Source organism: Methylomonas koyamae (assembly GCF_019669905.1).
Classification (GTDB): Bacteria; Pseudomonadota; Gammaproteobacteria; order Methylococcales; family Methylomonadaceae; genus Methylomonas; species Methylomonas koyamae.
Window position 1 is genome coordinate 65,219 of record NZ_AP019777.1, and the last position, 15,570, is coordinate 80,788.

16 protein-coding genes are annotated in these 15,570 nt (G+C 59.1%); 11 read left to right on the forward strand and 5 right to left on the reverse strand.

Translation table 11 applies throughout. The annotated features are described in order from the left end of the window. Positions 1-125: 125 nt before the first annotated feature. Positions 126-2,855, forward strand: a complete 2,730-nt coding sequence (gene polA / locus MKFW12EY_RS00310) for a DNA polymerase I (protein ID WP_221053801.1) — start codon at positions 126-128, stop codon at positions 2,853-2,855. A 6-nt stretch (positions 2,856-2,861) separates the two neighbouring features. Further along, positions 2,862-3,767, forward strand: coding sequence for an MBL fold metallo-hydrolase (locus MKFW12EY_RS00315; RefSeq protein WP_054759173.1), 906 nt, complete (start codon positions 2,862-2,864; stop codon positions 3,765-3,767). Between the two features lie 16 nt (positions 3,768-3,783). On the opposite strand, the gene hldE is transcribed toward MKFW12EY_RS00315, so the two are convergent. Beyond that, positions 3,784-5,214, reverse strand: coding sequence for a bifunctional D-glycero-beta-D-manno-heptose-7-phosphate kinase/D-glycero-beta-D-manno-heptose 1-phosphate adenylyltransferase HldE (gene hldE / locus MKFW12EY_RS00320; RefSeq protein WP_054759171.1), 1,431 nt, complete (start codon positions 5,212-5,214; stop codon positions 3,784-3,786). Between the two features lie 72 nt (positions 5,215-5,286). Between hldE and arsC the strand changes: the two genes are divergently transcribed. The 6 genes from arsC (at position 5,287) to MKFW12EY_RS00350 (ending at position 8,485) form a co-directional block, all read left to right on the forward strand. Then, a complete protein-coding gene (arsC, locus tag MKFW12EY_RS00325) occupies positions 5,287-5,634 on the forward strand; it encodes an arsenate reductase (glutaredoxin) (RefSeq protein WP_054759169.1) in 348 nt (115 codons plus the stop codon). Then, a complete protein-coding gene (gene wrbA / locus MKFW12EY_RS00330) occupies positions 5,634-6,227 on the forward strand; it encodes an NAD(P)H:quinone oxidoreductase (RefSeq protein ID WP_054759167.1) in 594 nt (197 codons plus the stop codon). Before arsC ends, wrbA begins: the two co-directional genes overlap by 1 nt. Positions 6,228-6,378: 151 nt before the next feature. Next, the gene (locus tag MKFW12EY_RS00335) at positions 6,379-6,783 is read left to right on the forward strand and encodes an MbcA/ParS/Xre antitoxin family protein (RefSeq protein WP_054759165.1); all 405 of its coding nucleotides are present in this window, start codon (positions 6,379-6,381) and stop codon (positions 6,781-6,783) included. Next, entirely contained in the window at positions 6,780-7,478 is a 699-nt protein-coding gene (locus MKFW12EY_RS00340; RefSeq protein ID WP_054759163.1) for an RES family NAD+ phosphorylase, read from the forward strand. Before MKFW12EY_RS00335 ends, MKFW12EY_RS00340 begins: the two co-directional genes overlap by 4 nt. Before the next feature lie 15 nt (positions 7,479-7,493). Beyond that, entirely contained in the window at positions 7,494-7,970 is a 477-nt protein-coding gene (locus tag MKFW12EY_RS00345) for an MEKHLA domain-containing protein (protein ID WP_221053802.1), read from the forward strand. Between the two features lie 38 nt (positions 7,971-8,008). Then, positions 8,009-8,485 carry a CreA family protein gene (locus tag MKFW12EY_RS00350; protein WP_054759161.1) on the forward strand — a complete coding sequence of 159 codons (477 nt, stop codon included), beginning with the start codon at positions 8,009-8,011 and terminating at the stop codon, positions 8,483-8,485. An 8-nt stretch (positions 8,486-8,493) separates the two neighbouring features. On the opposite strand, the gene MKFW12EY_RS00355 is transcribed toward MKFW12EY_RS00350, so the two are convergent. From MKFW12EY_RS00355 to MKFW12EY_RS00370, 4 genes are all read right to left on the reverse strand, one after another. After that, positions 8,494-10,434: an ATP-binding protein gene (locus tag MKFW12EY_RS00355; RefSeq protein ID WP_221053803.1), complete on the reverse strand. Its 1,941-nt coding sequence runs from the start codon at positions 10,432-10,434 to the stop codon at positions 8,494-8,496. Continuing rightward, entirely contained in the window at positions 10,431-10,946 is a 516-nt protein-coding gene (locus MKFW12EY_RS00360) for a YfiR family protein (protein WP_221053804.1), read from the reverse strand. The genes MKFW12EY_RS00355 and MKFW12EY_RS00360 overlap by 4 nt, the downstream gene beginning before the upstream one ends. Before the next feature lie 14 nt (positions 10,947-10,960). After that, positions 10,961-13,000 (reverse strand): TonB-dependent receptor plug domain-containing protein, encoded by a 2,040-nt coding sequence (locus MKFW12EY_RS00365; RefSeq protein WP_221053805.1) that lies wholly within the window; start codon positions 12,998-13,000, stop codon positions 10,961-10,963. A 93-nt stretch (positions 13,001-13,093) separates the two neighbouring features. Next, positions 13,094-13,942, reverse strand: a complete 849-nt coding sequence (locus tag MKFW12EY_RS00370; protein ID WP_221053806.1) for an aldo/keto reductase family protein — start codon at positions 13,940-13,942, stop codon at positions 13,094-13,096. Between the two features lie 540 nt (positions 13,943-14,482). Between MKFW12EY_RS00370 and MKFW12EY_RS00375 the strand changes: the two genes are divergently transcribed. The 3 genes from MKFW12EY_RS00375 to MKFW12EY_RS00385 all read left to right on the forward strand — a co-directional run bounded on the left by MKFW12EY_RS00375 (position 14,483) and on the right by MKFW12EY_RS00385 (position 15,525). Then, positions 14,483-14,917 carry a hypothetical protein gene (locus tag MKFW12EY_RS00375; RefSeq protein WP_157199547.1) on the forward strand — a complete coding sequence of 145 codons (435 nt, stop codon included), beginning with the start codon at positions 14,483-14,485 and terminating at the stop codon, positions 14,915-14,917. Positions 14,918-14,982: 65 nt separating this feature from the next. Then, positions 14,983-15,216: a hypothetical protein gene (locus tag MKFW12EY_RS00380; protein ID WP_054763327.1), complete on the forward strand. Its 234-nt coding sequence runs from the start codon at positions 14,983-14,985 to the stop codon at positions 15,214-15,216. Positions 15,217-15,261: 45 nt separating this feature from the next. Beyond that, positions 15,262-15,525 carry a hypothetical protein gene (locus tag MKFW12EY_RS00385; RefSeq protein WP_054763326.1) on the forward strand — a complete coding sequence of 88 codons (264 nt, stop codon included), beginning with the start codon at positions 15,262-15,264 and terminating at the stop codon, positions 15,523-15,525. Positions 15,526-15,570: the final 45 nt, after the last annotated feature.

The window sequence follows — 15,570 nt, forward strand, 5'->3', positions numbered from 1 at the left end:
TGCTATAGTCTACTGCGCCAAGCGCCGCCGAGAAAAGCGCGCATGGGCGGGGTGTGAAATTCTACGCTTGCAGCGCTCTGGCTCGCCCTGTATCGTTCCGGCATCTATCTGTCTTTTAATCGCACATGTCCGATTCCGCCAACAATAAACTGATTCTGGTCGACGGTTCGTCCTTTCTGTTTCGCGCCTTTCATGCGGTACCGCCATTGACCAACAGCAAGGGCGAACCGACCAATGCCGTTTACGGCGTTTCGAATATGCTGCGCAAGCTGATCAACGATTACGCCACGCCCTATTTCGCGGTCGTGTTCGACGCGCCGGGCAAGACCTTCCGCCACGAGTTGTACGACCAATACAAGGCGCACCGGCCGCCGATGCCGGACGAGTTGCGGGTGCAGATTCAACCCTTGCACGACTTGATCCGCGCGTTGGGTCTGCCGCTGATCATCGAACACGGCGTCGAAGCCGACGACGTGCTGGGCAGTCTGGCCCAGAATGCCGCCCGCCAGGGCTTCAACGTGATCATTTCCACCGGCGACAAGGACATGGCGCAATTGGTCACCGAACGGATCATTCTGGAAAACTCGATGACCGGCGCGGTGATGGACATTGCCGGCGTGCAGGAAAAGTTCGGCGTCAAACCCGAACAGATCATCGATTACCTGGCGTTGATGGGCGATGCGGTCGATAACATCCCCGGCGTGCCCAAAGTCGGGCCGAAGACCGCCGCCAAGTGGTTGCAGGAATACGGCACGTTGGACCATCTGATCGCCAGCGCCGCTGACATCAAGGGCAAGATCGGCGACAACCTGCGCGAGGCCTTGGGCCAACTGCCGTTGTCGCGGGAACTGACCACGATCAAATGCGACGTGGCTTTGCATTACAGCCTGGACGACCTGAAACGCAAGGCTCCCGATATCGCCGCGTTGAAGGACCAGTTGGGCAGTTTGGGTTTCAGCAGTTGGTTGAAAACGCTGAACGGCGACGCGGCGGTAACCGCTGGCGAGCCGGCCGCACCAGCCGCCGCGCCGAAACCGGCGCCGGTCGCAAAAGACTACCAAACCATCCTCGGCCAAGCCGAGTTCGACGCGTGGTTGGCCCGGCTGGAACAAGCCGAGTTGTTTGCCTTCGATACCGAAACCAGTAGCCTGAACTACAGCGAAGCCGAGATCGTCGGCGTCTCGTTTGCGATCGAAGCCGGACAGGCCGCCTATTTGCCGCTGGCGCACGACTATCCCGGCGTGCCGGCGCAATTGGATCGGCAGGCTGTTTTGCAGGCCTTGAAACCGCTGCTGGAAAATCCGGACCGCGCCAAACTTGGCCAAAACTTGAAATACGACGCCCACGTGCTGGCCAATCACGGCATTGCACTGCGCGGCATTCGCCACGACACCATGCTGCAATCCTACGTGCTGAACAGCACCGCGACCAAGCACAATATGGACGACCTGGCCAAACATTACCTGGGCGTGGACACCATCCATTTCGAGGACGTTTGCGGCAAGGGCGCCAAGCAGATCGGCTTTGCCGAAGTGGCTATCGACCGCGCCACCGAATACGCCGCGGAAGACGCCGACATTACCTTGCGCCTGCACCAAACCTTGTCCGCCGAATTGCAGCAACGGCCCAGCTTGTGGGCTTTGTATAACGACATCGAATTGCCGTTGATCAAAGTGCTGGCAGCAATCGAGGAAAACGGCGTGCTGATCGACAGCGACATGCTGGCTCAGCAAAGCCAGGAACTGGCGGACCGGATGATAGGCCTGGAAATCCAGGCCCACGATTTGGCCGGTTCGGCATTCAATCTGGGTTCGCCGAAACAGATTCAGGAAATCTTGTACGACCGGCTGAACCTGCCGGTGTTGAAGAAAACCCCGAAAGGCCAGCCCTCGACCGACGAGTCGGTGTTGCAGGAACTGGCCGTGGATTACGCGCTGCCGCGCGTGATCCTGGAGCACCGCGGCCTGAGCAAGTTGAAATCGACTTATACCGACAAGTTGCCGCAGCAGATCAATCCCAAAACCGGGCGGGTGCATACCTCCTACCATCAGGCGGTGGCCGCGACCGGGCGCTTGTCGTCCACCGACCCCAATCTGCAGAACATTCCTATCCGCAGCGAAGACGGCCGCAAAATCCGCCAGGCCTTTATCGCCCCGCCCGGTTACAAAATCGTCGCGGCCGACTATTCGCAAATCGAACTCAGGATCATGGCGCATTTGTCCGGCGACGCCGGCTTACTGAACGCGTTCGCCGCAGGCGCCGACATTCACCGCGCCACCGCCGCCGAAGTGTTCGAGGTGGCGCCGGACCAGGTCACCCACGACTTGCGCCGTTCGGCCAAAGCGATCAATTTCGGTTTGATTTACGGCATGTCGGCCTTCGGTTTGGCGCAGCAACTGGGGCTGCCGCGCAATCAGGCCCAATCTTACATCGACCTGTATTTCAGCCGGTATCCCGGCGTCAAGCACTACATGGATAGCACGCGCGAATTGGCCAAGCAGCAAGGCTACGTCGAAACCATCTTCGGCCGGCGCCTGTATTTGCCGGACATCAATGCCCGCAACGCCGCCCAACGCCAGTACGCCGAACGCACCGCGATCAACGCGCCGATGCAGGGTAGCGCCGCCGATATCATCAAACGGGCGATGTTGGCCTGCCACGACTGGATCGAAACCAGCGGTGCCGATCTGAAAATGATCATGCAGGTGCACGACGAGCTGGTGTTCGAAGTGGCCGAGCCCATTCTCGCGGACAGCATCGCCAACATCACCGGCATCATGTCCGCCGCTGCCGAGTTGGCGGTACCGTTGCTGGTGGAAGCCGGTAGCGGCGCCAACTGGGACGAGGCGCATTAGGCCGGTATGAAGTTCAAGTTCTGGGGCGTCAGAGGCTCGATCGCCACGCCGGGGCCGAAGACCGTCCGCTACGGCGGCAATACTACCTGCATCGAAATCACCAGCAGCGCCGGCGATCTGATCATTCTCGACGCCGGTACCGGCATTCACGCCCTGGCGCAGACGCTGCTCGATCAGCGCAACCTGACGGCCCACATTTTGATCACCCATACCCATTGGGACCACATCCAGGGCTTGCCGTTTTTTTTGCCGATGTTCAGGCCCGGCAACCGGATCAACATCTACGGTGGCCTGGAACCGGTGACCCACCAGGGTATCGAGCGGGCGATGCGGGTGCAGTTACAGCACGCCTATTTTCCGATCAGCGAAGCGCAACTGAAGGCGGAGGTGTGTTACACCACATTGAAAGCCGGCGAACCGGTGCGGATCGGCAGCGTCCGCGTCACGCCGACCGTGTTGAACCATCCGGTATTCAACTTCGGCTACCGGGTCGACGACGACGGCGGCGGTTCGCTGTTCTTCACCGGCGATTACGAGCCGCCGCTGAACCCCTATCCGGAGCAGCACCCCGGTTATTCGGCGATGCAGGAATTGATCGATCAGAAAAATGAAGAAGTGGTCGGCGCAATGGCCGGCGTCGATGCGTTGATCATCGACAGCTCCTATACCGACGCCGAATACGCCGACCGCCACGGCTGGGGCCACGGCACCTACCGCTCGGCGTTAGACATTGCAACCCAGGCCAACGTTAAGCAATTGTTTCTGACCCACCATGAACCGACCCGCAGCGACGCCGAGCTGGATACAATTTATTCCGGCCTGTTGCAGGCCGGGCATTTAGGATTTCCGGTTTGGCTGGCGCGCGAGGGCGACCAGTACTGCTTGCCGTTCGCAGCGGAAGATCCGGCTTAGCGTACGGCCAGCGCCATCACGGCCGGGATTTATCGCGGATGGTCTGGATGATGCCGGTGGTGGAATGGCCTTCGATGAACGATAGTATTTTCACTTCGCCGCCTGCCGCCAGTACGCTGTCGTGGCCGGCTATGCTGGTGATGTCGGTATAGTCGCCGCCTTTGACCAGAATGTCGGGCAACAATTGGTCGATGGCTTGCTTCGGCGTGTCTTCCGCGAACTCCACCACCCAGTCCACGCACTCCAGCGCCGCCAGCATTTCCATCCGGTGAGCCAGATCGTTGACCGGACGCTCCGGGCCTTTCAGACGCTTGACCGAATCGTCGCTGTTGACCAGCACCACCAGGCGGTCGCCCAGGGTTTTGGCTTGCTGCAAGTAACGGACGTGGCCGGGGTGGAGGATGTCGAAACAGCCGTTGGTGGCGACGATTTTTTCGCCGTTTTGTTTGGCGGCGGCGCGTTCCTTCAGCAGTTCCGGCAAGGTGCAGACGCCCTTGTGCCGCGCCCGCGGGCCTTGCAGCGCGGCGGCCAGTTCGTCGGTATCGACCGTGGCGGTACCCATTTTGCCGACCACGATGCCGGCGCCGATGTTGGCCAGTTGCGTGGCCTCCGCCAGCGGTTTTTTCGCCGCCAGGCTGGCGGCCAATACCGAAATCACCGTGTCGCCGGCGCCGGTGACGTCGAACACCTCGCGGGCATGGGTCGGCAAATGTAGCGGTTCGGCATCTTTGCTGAGCAGACTCATGCCGTGTTCGCCGCGGGTGACCAGCAGCGCGTCCAGTTGCAGGGTCTCGATCAGATTAAGGCCGCGTTCGACGATCTGCGCCTCGTCGTTGCAGCGGCCGACCACCGCTTCGAATTCGCCCAGGTTCGGCGTAATCAAGGTTGCGTTGCGGTAAATCGAGAAATCGCTGCCTTTCGGATCGACCAGTACCGGTTTTCTCAATTGCCGGGCCAGCGCGATGAATTGCTGCACTTTGTTTAACGTGCCTTTGCCGTAATCGGACAACACCGCCACTTGCGATTGCATCAGCTCGGCGTGGTACAGGTGCAGTAACGGATCGCTGTCGATTTGGTGAAAGCCGTCCTCGAAATCCAGCCGGATCAGTTGCTGGTGGCGGCTCATCACCCGCAGTTTGGTGATGGTCGGGTAATTCGGGATCGCTTGGAACAGGCACAACACCCCGGCGTCCTTCAGCAATTTTTCCAGCGCGTTGGCCGCCTGGTCTTCGCCGGTAAAGCCTAGCACCGAGACTTTGCCTCCCAGCGCGGCGATGTTCAGCGCGACGTTGCCGGCGCCGCCGGCGCGGAACTCGTCCTGTTTGACATGCACTACCGGCACCGGCGCTTCCGGAGAAATACGCGAGGTCGGACCGTGCCAGTAGCGGTCGAGCATCAGGTCGCCGACCACCAGCACCCGAGCGTTGGAATAGTTGGGTAATTGCATGGCTGTGTGAAGTAATCCGTGATTCGAAGGGTGCTATTATAGCCGCAACCCATTGCGATACAGGTGCGAAGCATGAGCGTGAAAATCTACCACAACCCGCGTTGCGGCAAATCCCGGGATACCTTGAAGCTATTGGAAGCCAATAATATCCAGCCCGAAGTGGTCGAATATCTGAAAACCCCGCCGACCGCCGCCGAATTGCAGGATATTTTGCAAAAACTGGGGCTGAAACCGCGCGATTTGATGCGCACCAAGGAACCCGAATACAAGGAAAACGGTTTGGACGACAAGTCGTTGAGCGACGCCGAGTTGATCGAGGCCATGGTCAGAATTCCGAAATTGATCGAACGGCCTATCGTGTTGAAAGACGGCAAAGCCGCCATCGGCCGTCCGCCCGAAGCCGTGTTGAGTATCCTGTAATGGCGAAAATCCTGATCCTGTATTACAGCCGCGACGGCGGCACGGCGCGGATGGCGCAGCATATCGCCCGCGGCGTCGAGTCGGTGGCCGGCGCCGAAGCGTTACTGCGCACCGTGCCGGAGGTGTCGGCAGTATCGGAAAAAGTCGCCGACATCATTCCCGACAGCGGCGCGCCGTATGCGACGTTAAACGATCTGGAAGGCTGCGACGGCTTGGCGCTGGGCAGTCCGACCCATTTCGGCAATATGGCGGCGGCATTGAAGTATTTCCTGGATAGCTCGACGCCATTGTGGTTTTCCGGCGCGCTGTCGGGCAAGCCGGCCGGCGTGTTCACCTCGACCGGCAGCATGCACGGCGGCCACGAAACCACGCTGTTGTCGATGATGTTGCCGTTGATGCACCACGGCATGCTATTGCTGAGCCTGCCCTGCAACGAAATCGCGCTGCGGGAAACCGTCAGCGGCGGCACACCCTACGGCCCCAGCCACTGTTCCGAAGCCGACGCCGAACTGACCGAGCACGAGCAACGCTTGTGCTGGGTATTGGGAGAGCGTCTGGCGAAGGCGGCGCTGGCGTTGAGTGGCGCTTTCTAATTTGCCGGCCCGCTTCGATACTCGATTACTTTCGTCTGAAACCAAAAAATACCGGTTTTTGTATATCCGCAGAGTCGGCAAATTAGGATTGACATAGTCCATAAATAGACTTATTTTTACATAAAGTTTAAATGAGTTGTATGGAGGGCTTATGTTATCGACCGCACGAACAGCATTACCAGCCGACACTGCCGTCGTAGCGGGGGCCGCGTTACGCACCTTTTTCAATATCGCCGACGCCTGGCGGCTGAATGCCGAGCAGGCCATGACGCTGCTGGGACTGGATTCGCGCAGCACTTATTTCAAATGGAAAAAAAGCCCGGAAAGCGCCAGCCTGAATCCGGACAAGCTGGAGCGGCTGTCTTATATTTTCGGCATCTATAAAGCCCTGCAAATTCTACTGCCGCAAGCCGAGGCCGCCGACGCCTGGTTGCAGCAAGCCAATCAGGCCGCGCCGTTTTCCGGGCAAAGCGCGTTGCAGCGCATGTTGTCGGGCCGGGTCGCGGATTTATACGTGGTACGCCAATATCTGGATGCCCAGTGCGGATGGGCATGAGGCCAATCGCAACGGCGCGGATAGACTGGCGGCCGTGTTGGCGGCTGGTGCCCAGCCGGTTTCCGCCGACCGGATTGTTCGACCGGGTGGCCGATCCGGCCGATCTGGACGTGGTGTTCGCAATCGAGGCCTTGACCAACGACCGTCTGCGCGACGAGGCCGGCGAAATTCGGTTGGTGGCGGCGGAGGATAGAATCTCCGGACCCGGCACCACACCTATCATGGCCGCCTTTACCCATTTGAATCCGGAAGGCAGCCGCTTCTCCGACGGCAGTTTCGGCGTTTATTACGCGGCCAAGGATATCGATACCGCAATCGCCGAGACCGCTTTCCATCGCGCCCGCTTTTTGGCGGCGACCCGGCAAGCGCCAATCGAGATCGACATGCGTTCCTACGCCTCGGATCTGGACGCCGAACTGCACGACATTCGCGGGAAACAAACCGAACTGCCGGATATTTACGCCAGCGATACCGGGCATTATGCCGCGGCGCAGGCCTTGGCCACGCAATTGCGCGCTGACGGTTCGAATGGGATTGCCTATTCCAGCGTACGCAACGCCGGCGGCGAATGCGTCGCGGTGTTCAAACCGCGTTTGTTGTCTCCGGTCAAACAGGGGGCGCATTATTGTTACGTCTGGGATGGCAACAGGATCAGCGCCGTCTACAAAAAAGAACTCTACCGCCCTGGCGTTTGACTAGAGATATCCGAAATGCTCGATCTAACCGTTCCCAACCCAGCCAACGATTTTCATAGCCGGCATATCGGCCTGGTACTGGACAGTTACCGGGAGTTGCTCGGTATGCCATTACTGGCGCCGTTGCCAGGCCAGTCGCTGGCCGAAGCCGCCTTTAACGCGGAATTCGTGCTGCTGTCGCACACGGCCGATGCCGACCCGCTATTCAACTACGGCAACCGCCAAGCCTTGGCATTATTCGAATTCGAGTGGTCGGAATTGGTCGGCCTGCCGTCGCGCTTTTCGGCGGAGCCGGTCAACCGCGAGGAACGCGAGCGCTTGTTGGCGCAAGTGTCCGGCCGCGGTTATATCGACGACTATTCCGGCGTGCGCATCGCCAAGTCCGGCAAGCGGTTTCTGATCGAACACGCGGTGGTTTGGAACGTTTACGACCGATGGCGGCGCTACTACGGCCAGGCCGCTTGTTTTAGCGATTGGCGCTTGCTACCCTGAAGCGCCTGCCCGTTTCCTCGAATCCAGCGGAGAATTTTATGTTCGAAAAATTACTGAAATATGGCGGCCGCATCGCTTGCGGCTTGATCGTCGGCGCGGCCGCACCGGCAATCGCCGACGAAGTAGGCTGCGTGACCACGGCCTGGAAATTGATCGGCGCCAACCACAAAGTCTGCGTCGATGTGTTCGAAGACCCGAAAATTCCGAACGTGATTTGCCATATCAGCCAGGCCAGAACCGGCGGCATCTCCGGCGGCTTGGGGCTGGCGGAAGATCCGTCGCAGTTCTCGCTGGCCTGCCGCCAGATCGGCCCGATTGCGTTACCGGCCAAATTGCCGGCCGAGGAAACCGTATTTTCGGAAAGCACGTCGTTATTGTTCAAATCCACCAACATTACCCGCTTGTGGGACGCCAAACACAACACGCTGGTCTATCTGGCGATCAGCCGCAAGGTGATCGAAGGCGCGCCGGCCAACAGCGTGTCGACGGTACCGGTGATGCCTTGGGGGAAATAAGCCGGCGCTCAGGCCGGCGGCTGGGTAGTGGCGGTTCGGCCTGCCGTCGGCGGTGCGATCCATTTCAGCAAGGCCTCGTACAATGTCGCCGGCAGGATCGGTTTGCCGATGAAATCGTTCATGCCGGCTTCGGCGCATAATTGCTGGTCGCCGTGCATGACGTTGGCGGTCATCGCAATCACCGGCAGCTTCAAGCAGGACGGCATTTGCCGGAGCAAACGCGTGGCCTGGTAGCCGTCCATCACCGGCATCTGCACGTCCATCAACACGCAGTCGTAACGGCCGGCTCGCAGCTTTTGCAGCGCAATTTCGCCGTTTTCGGCCACATCCACCTGAATTTGGGCTTGTTCCAGTAATTCCACCGCGACGATGCGGTTGATTTCGTTGTCTTCGGCTAGCAGTACCCGGCTGCCGTGCAACGGCCGCAACCGCTCGGGTTCGAAACTGCTGCGGTGGCGGCGCATCTGGAAATTGCGGATCGTGGCCAAGTCGGTGACGCCGAGCAGCACGTCGAAGGTAAAGGTGGAGCCGATGTTGGGCCGGCTATCGACCCGGATACTGCCGTGCATCTGTTCGATCAATTGTTTGGAAATGATCAAACCCAGGCCGGTGCCGCCGTAATTGCGGGTCACGCTGCTGTCGCCCTGGCTGAATGCCTGGAACAGTTTGTGTTGCTGTTCGGCGGTAATGCCGATGCCGGTATCGCTGATGGCGAACTGCAGGCGCACCGTTACCGCATCGCGCTGCAACTCGGTGACGGCGACCCGGACTTCGCCGCGCTCGGTAAATTTGATCGCGTTGCCGACCAGATTGATAAAAATCTGCCGCAAGCGCTGCGGATCGCCGATCACGGCATGGTAAGCGTCGGTTTGCTCGGGCCGGATCAGGCGGATGCCTTTTTTGGCGCTGAGCTGCAGCATGGTCGAGAACACGTGTTCCAGCGTTTCTTCCAATAAAAACGGGATCGTCTCCAACTGCATCTTGCCGGCTTCCATTTTGGAAAAGTCGAGGATGTCGTCGATCAACGCCATCAGCGAATGTGCCGACGATTCCACCCGCAACAGATATTCGCGCTGCTTAACGTTCAACGGGCTGTTCAGGCACAGTTCGACCAAGCCGACGATGGCGTTCATCGGCGTGCGGATCTCGTGGCTCATATTGGCCAGGAATTGGCTTTTGGCCTGGTTGGCCGATTCGGCTTCCAGCTTGGCGGCTTCCAGTTCCCGGGTCCGGGTCTGCACCTGGATTTCCAGCTCGGCTTCGTGGGCTTCGGTCTGGGCCAGCATGTTGTTGAAGGCCTCGGCCAGATCGCTGATTTCGTCGTTGCCGGCGTAAACCGAGCGCCGGCTGTAATCCTGGTCCCGTTCGATCTGGCGCGCGGTTTCCGCCAGCCGCAGGATCGGCCGCAAAAACGAGCGTTGCAGGCGCTGCACGTATAAGCCGACCACGCTCAAGGCGATCAGAATAATGCCGGCGTTGAGTAGCGCATTGAACAACAAGGTGTGGTAGCTCTGTTTCAGGCTGGCTTCCAGCGTGATATAGCCGACCACCTGCTGGTTCTTGTGCAGAATCGGTTGAGTGATCGAGCGGGTTTTGGCGATTTGCTCGGGCCACCAGCCGTGCCAGGCCGACGCCGGTTTGCGGTAGCTGACCAGGGTTTTGCCGGCGGTGTTCTGAATTTGGCCGGAAATGATGTCCGGATCGTGGGCCAGCGCGTCCAGAATTTCCTGTGCCGTCTGGGCATCGTCGAACAGCAGCGCGAAACTGCTGTTTTGGCCGATCATGCTGGCGGTAAGCTGCAATTTGTAGCCGATGGCCTGTTGTAACGCGCCGTATTCGCGCACCGTCAGCGACGCCGTGGCCACCATCAAACTTAGCATTACCATCAGGCGCAGGATATTGCCGAGTTTGCGGCTGATGGAGATACGCGGTTGAGTCGAGGCGGTCATTCTATTAGTTCGGCCATCCGAAGCAATTTGGAACTCAATGTTAAATGGGCGGATTTTACCGGCGCTAAATTTACCACCAATTTCAACTTATTATCGCGCAAGCTGAATTGCACCATGCCGCCGGCGGCGGCGAAGCCGTCGCTATCGCCGACCAGCAACACGTGTCCGGCCCGCGCTTGCTCGGCGACGTCCGTGGTCAATAAGCCGTTTTCGGCCAGGAACAAAATGCTGCAGCCGCCGATGCCGGCGTTGGCTTCGACAGCGACGTGCACCGGCGCGCCGTCTATGGTTTGCCCTTCCAAAACCGGTAGAAATTTGCGCAGCGGGCTGGCGCCGCGCAAACAGATGACGATGGGCCGCGGCTCCGGCCAGCGCGTCAATTCGGCGAAGTGGAACAGATAGGCGGTTTTCAGTTGAAATTCCCGGTCGCCGGCCGCGGATTCCGCCGCTGCGGCGGCCGCAGCGCTTAGCCAAACGCAGAGGCTGAGTAGCGTATATAGAAAAACGCGCATCGTGTCGCTCAAGCCTAAAAGCGCCAGGATATTTGCGCCAGATAGCCGCGTTGCACCTGGCTGGAAACCGGGATGTACAACGCGTCGTTGAATTCCGGACGCTGGCCGTCCAGCAGATTTTGCCCGACCAGCGACAGCTCCAGGTTCTTGGCCGGGTGCCAGCCCAGCCGCAGGTCCAGCGAAACGTAATCCGGAATCCGGGTTTGGTTGACGGTGATGCGGTCCACGTAACGCAGCCAGGCGTCCAGTTCGATATCGTCGGTTAAATCCAGCATCGAACGCAGCGACAAGCTGTGCTGCGGATTGACCGATTCCTCGGCCAACGGGTCCAGAAACCAGGGTTGCCGGTTGTCGGCTTCGTTGTCGAAGCGGATGCCGGTATAGGAAGCTTGCAGGCGCCAATCGTGGCTGACCCGGTAGTTGGCGGCCAGCTCCAGGCCGTAACTTTTCACGTGCCGGTAATTGCCGACGCTGAGGTCGAGAATCGGCAATGGAAAGCCCGGCGCCTGGGCATTGCCGGTAAAGCCGGCGACCTTGACGCCCTGGATCCGGTCGTAAACGTTGTAGAACAGGGTGCTGTCCAAGTCGAGCCGGTTGCTAATCTGCCAGCGCCAGCCCAGCTCGTAGGCCACCACGTTTTCGGTGCGCATGTCCTGGTTGGCGTCGGCCAGAAAAAACAACGATTGTTGGCCCGGAACCGGCAGAAACAGCCGGATGCTCTGCTGGGCGCGGTTGGGCAGCGCCACCGCCCGCGATACCCCGGCCCACAGCCGGTGGCGTTTGTGCGGGGTCCAGATTAGCCGGGCGTTGGGTTCGGTTTCCCAGCCGGTGTAAGTGAAGTGTTCGACGCGGTTGCCCAAGGTTAATTGCAGATTGTCCAGCAACTCGATGTTGTCCTGGGCGAACAGGCCGATGTTGTGTTGGGTAAACCGGTCCGGCTCGAAGCCCAGCGTCAGCGAGTTGTCGAAACGGTCGTCGATAATCTGGTAATTCAAGCCCCACATTAAACGGTGGTTGCCGAATAACGGCTGGCTGTGCTGGATGTCCAGATTGTAATGCGAGCGGCTCATGCGGTTGGTGGCCATCTGCCAGTCGGTCTGGGTGAAGGCCATGTTGACCCGCAATTCCCGCTCGCCGTCGAATTGGTGGGTCCAGTTGCCTTGCAGGCTGCCGGATACGCCGTCCTTGCCGAAGTCGTCCTGGCGCCAGTACGGCGGCGTGGCCGACGACACGCCGGTCAAAAAACCCTGCAGCCGGTAACGGGTGACGGTGGCTTCCAGCATTAACTGGTCGCGTTCGCTCAGTTGGCTGTCCAGGCGGAAGTTGGCGGACTCGGCATCGCCGGTATCGTGGGTGTTGTGCACGCCGGCCATATCGACGCTGGCGTCGCGCACCACGGCATTGACCGAACCGCGCAAGTAAGTCGACTCGGACAGCTTTTGCCCGTAACGGACGCCGCCGAAGCCGCGTTCCTCGGTGCCGCCGCCGGCCGTGAGCAGGCCGCCCTCGGTGTCGGCCGCCGAACGGGTGACGATGTTGATCGCGCCGTTCACCGCATTCGCGCCCCACAAACTGCCGCTGGGGCCGCGCAGCACTTCGATCCGCTCGATGTTTTGCAGCAGCGGAATGTGCTGGCCCCAATACACGCCGCTGATCAGCGGGTCGTAAATGCTGCGGCCGTCAACCATGACCTGCAGTTTGTTGGCGTAGAGGTCGTTGAAGCCGCGGGCGCTGACGCCCCAGTTCCAACTATTGACCCTGGCTACGGCCATGCCCGGCGCCATGCGCAACAATTCCGGCAGGCTGGTGGCGCCGGAACGGCGGATATCCTCGGCACTGATCACAAACGCCGCGGCCGGCGTGTCTTTGACGGTTTGCGCCTGGCGGGCCAGACCGGATACCTTCAGCTCGGTCAATTCGTCCCAACTCAAGGACAACAACTCGCTGGTGCTGTCCAGCGCATCGGCGTCATCGTCGGCGGCCATCGCCGGGGACGCCGATACCAGTGTCAGGCACAGGCCGGCGAGTTGGCGAATCAGGCGAGTTGAGGCCATGGTCTGGGATGAAGGCAAAAGTTGTCTTGCATTATAAGTGAGTCGCCGCCGCAGGCAACGCGACTATGGTATGAACTGCGCCGGACTATCCGCTCAAAACAGCGCCGAAATGGCCGCGCATTCGTCGGCATCAAGGGCAAATTCGAAGATCGCCAAATCCTCGCGCATATGTTGCTCGGAGCTGGTGCCGGTCAGCGGTACGACGCCGTGCTGGTGCAGATAGCGGAAAAATATTTGCGCCGGCGTCCGGCCGTGCGCGCCGGCGGCTGCGGTTACCGCCGGGTGCGCCAGCACGCGCGGGTTGGCGGTTAAGGTCCAGAAACTTTGGTAGACGATCTGCCGCTGCCGGCAGAAAGCGCGAATCGGTTTGTCGTAGCCGGTGTCGGCATAAAACCGGTTTTGAATCACGGCCGGTTTGACCGTGGCGGTTTGGTACAAATATTCGAACAACGCAAAATCGTAACAATTGCTGATACCCAACTGCCGCACCTGGCCGGCCGCGGCCAAGCTTTCCATGGCTTGCCAGACTTCCAGCAACTGCCCGCGGTCGGCCAGCGGCGAATGCAGCACCAGACCGTCCAGATAATCGGTTTGCAAATTGCTTAGCGAAACCGCGAACGACTGCGCGACCTGCTCCGCCAGCCCGGCGCGCGGGTCGTAAGGAATCCGTTGCGGATCGTGGCCGTTCAGCGGCGTGAATTTGGTCTGCAGGTAAAGCTCTGCGCGGGCAACGCCCGAATTGGCGCAAGCGGCGGCAATGCCGCGGCCGACGCCGGCTTCGTCGTAATGCTTGGGTTGGCAGGCCGTGTCGATGCCGCGAAACCCGGCGGCGACAGCTTGCTCGACTAGCGCGGCGGTACGTTCCTGTTTCCAGGCCGTGCCGTACAGGATGCCCGGCATGCGCACGCCGGCGGCGGAAACAACAAAAGCGTGGTCTGGCATGAGCGGCTCCCGAAAAAAGCTCGATCTTCGGCGATTGCCGCGGGGCCGTCAATTCTTGGCTTATTCGACGTCAAATCAGCCACCCTTTCCGTTTAAAAAACGCTACCAATTGCAATTCAAACCGGGCTGTCGATTCGGATATGATTACATCAGGGTTGAATGACAGTTTTTGGAAGCGATGAAATGGCGCAAACGACCCCAAGCTACCAATTAAGATAAATTTGAAACGACAAAAGAGATAAATAAGCCGCCATTCAAAATGTCAGGTGCGATTGGCTTGCATAATCGCATATTACGAAATCAACACTCCTCCGATTACGCTATTGCTAATCGGTTCGGGGCTTGGTTCAAGGCGGATTCATTGATGGATTTTGCTTGAGAAATAGGATAGGGTAAATTTATCTATATATTTGAAATTCAAATTAATTTATCAGTTTTTAATTTTTTAGCCAACCGGATGACGCAATGTTTTGCGTCATTTGGGAGTGCTAATTTTAGTTATGTTTCATCCCATCAGCCTTGCGCATTCTTGACGAAAAGATGATCGACGATTTCTTGTCCAATCCCAATGGTGTTTTTGGCGCCATCTTGCTTGCCTGTTTTGGTGCATGGCTCACCTATCGGACCGTTCATCGTGGGCGGCGTGCGGCCGCTTGTTCAGCCTTTCGGGCTGCTGTGTTGGCCGAGCTCGGTCCCATCTATCCAAATGCGTCGTCATGGCCTGCGAACATCGATTCCTTTCTTCGTTCCCGCTTCCCTGCGCTCCAAACCGCTGTTGAGACGTTTCGTCCGTTTGTTCCATGGTGGAAGCGCTGGCTCTTCGAGCGAGCCTGGTTTCGCTACCGCTGTGCCACGGGTCGAAAAATTGATGTTCAGTGCTATCACCACTACGTACCCATTGGTGATAACCCGAACTACAAAGCCAATTTTCAAGGAAATGTTTCGGCTCTTCTTTCATTTGCCGATGAAACATAACCCCGCGATCAATCGGACCAGCGTTAATAGCCGCGCAGACCGGTTAACTCCACGTTGTCCCTCACATGAATGACTTGATTCGGCTCGGAAAGCTCGAGGCTGCACGGCGGCAACTGGCGGTGGCGATCCGACTCATTTTTGAGAGCGGAGATCCAGTCGCAGCGCATACACTCGTCGGGGCCGCCTCGAATATCCTTACCGATCTTGTGGAGCAGCAGGTGTCCCACAAGTCCTGGGACAAGTTCGCGCAAGACGCCAACAACCCTGCGCCGAAGACGTACTTCAACATCATGCGCTAAGCACAGAACTTCCTGAAGCACGCCAAGGACGATGCGGATAAGACCTTGGAGCTAAACCCAATAGATACTGAGTCGTTGGCGTTCTTCGCCCTCATGAATCTCGGCGAGATACTAAGCCATAGAAATCTCGGGCAGCTCTCAATGGAGGAATCGGTGTTCCAGCTCTGGTACATCGCCTGCCACGCGCCAGAATTGGAAGGCGCAGATGATCCGTTCAAGAGTGCCTTGGAGGCGTTTGGAGATCTTCGCGGTCGTGCTCGTGCCGAACGGTTGTCTGCTGGTAAACGCGCGCTCGCGGAGAATGCTTGAGCCCGGTACGCACCGCGTACCTTCTGGCTTTTGCTACCATGAAGA

What these genes read in the sequence shown, in the direction of transcription:
- hldE (WP_054759171.1), bottom strand. Translation starts at nt 5,214, where the DNA reads ATGCAATTACCCAACTATTCCAACGCTCGGGTGCTGGTGGTCGGCGAC.
- MKFW12EY_RS00375 (WP_157199547.1), top strand. Translation starts at nt 14,483, where the DNA reads ATGATCGACGATTTCTTGTCCAATCCCAATGGTGTTTTTGGCGCCATC.
- MKFW12EY_RS00315 (WP_054759173.1), top strand. Translation starts at nt 2,862, where the DNA reads ATGAAGTTCAAGTTCTGGGGCGTCAGAGGCTCGATCGCCACGCCGGGG.
- MKFW12EY_RS00335 (WP_054759165.1), top strand. Translation starts at nt 6,379, where the DNA reads ATGTTATCGACCGCACGAACAGCATTACCAGCCGACACTGCCGTCGTA.
- MKFW12EY_RS00355 (WP_221053803.1), bottom strand. Translation starts at nt 10,434, where the DNA reads ATGACCGCCTCGACTCAACCGCGTATCTCCATCAGCCGCAAACTCGGC.
- MKFW12EY_RS00345 (WP_221053802.1), top strand. Translation starts at nt 7,494, where the DNA reads ATGCTCGATCTAACCGTTCCCAACCCAGCCAACGATTTTCATAGCCGG.
- wrbA (WP_054759167.1), top strand. Translation starts at nt 5,634, where the DNA reads ATGGCGAAAATCCTGATCCTGTATTACAGCCGCGACGGCGGCACGGCG.
- MKFW12EY_RS00380 (WP_054763327.1), top strand. Translation starts at nt 14,983, where the DNA reads ATGAATGACTTGATTCGGCTCGGAAAGCTCGAGGCTGCACGGCGGCAA.
- MKFW12EY_RS00340 (WP_054759163.1), top strand. Translation starts at nt 6,780, where the DNA reads ATGAGGCCAATCGCAACGGCGCGGATAGACTGGCGGCCGTGTTGGCGG.
- arsC (WP_054759169.1), top strand. Translation starts at nt 5,287, where the DNA reads ATGAGCGTGAAAATCTACCACAACCCGCGTTGCGGCAAATCCCGGGAT.
- polA (WP_221053801.1), top strand. Translation starts at nt 126, where the DNA reads ATGTCCGATTCCGCCAACAATAAACTGATTCTGGTCGACGGTTCGTCC.
- MKFW12EY_RS00370 (WP_221053806.1), bottom strand. Translation starts at nt 13,942, where the DNA reads ATGCCAGACCACGCTTTTGTTGTTTCCGCCGCCGGCGTGCGCATGCCG.
- MKFW12EY_RS00360 (WP_221053804.1), bottom strand. Translation starts at nt 10,946, where the DNA reads ATGCGCGTTTTTCTATATACGCTACTCAGCCTCTGCGTTTGGCTAAGC.
- MKFW12EY_RS00365 (WP_221053805.1), bottom strand. Translation starts at nt 13,000, where the DNA reads ATGGCCTCAACTCGCCTGATTCGCCAACTCGCCGGCCTGTGCCTGACA.
- MKFW12EY_RS00350 (WP_054759161.1), top strand. Translation starts at nt 8,009, where the DNA reads ATGTTCGAAAAATTACTGAAATATGGCGGCCGCATCGCTTGCGGCTTG.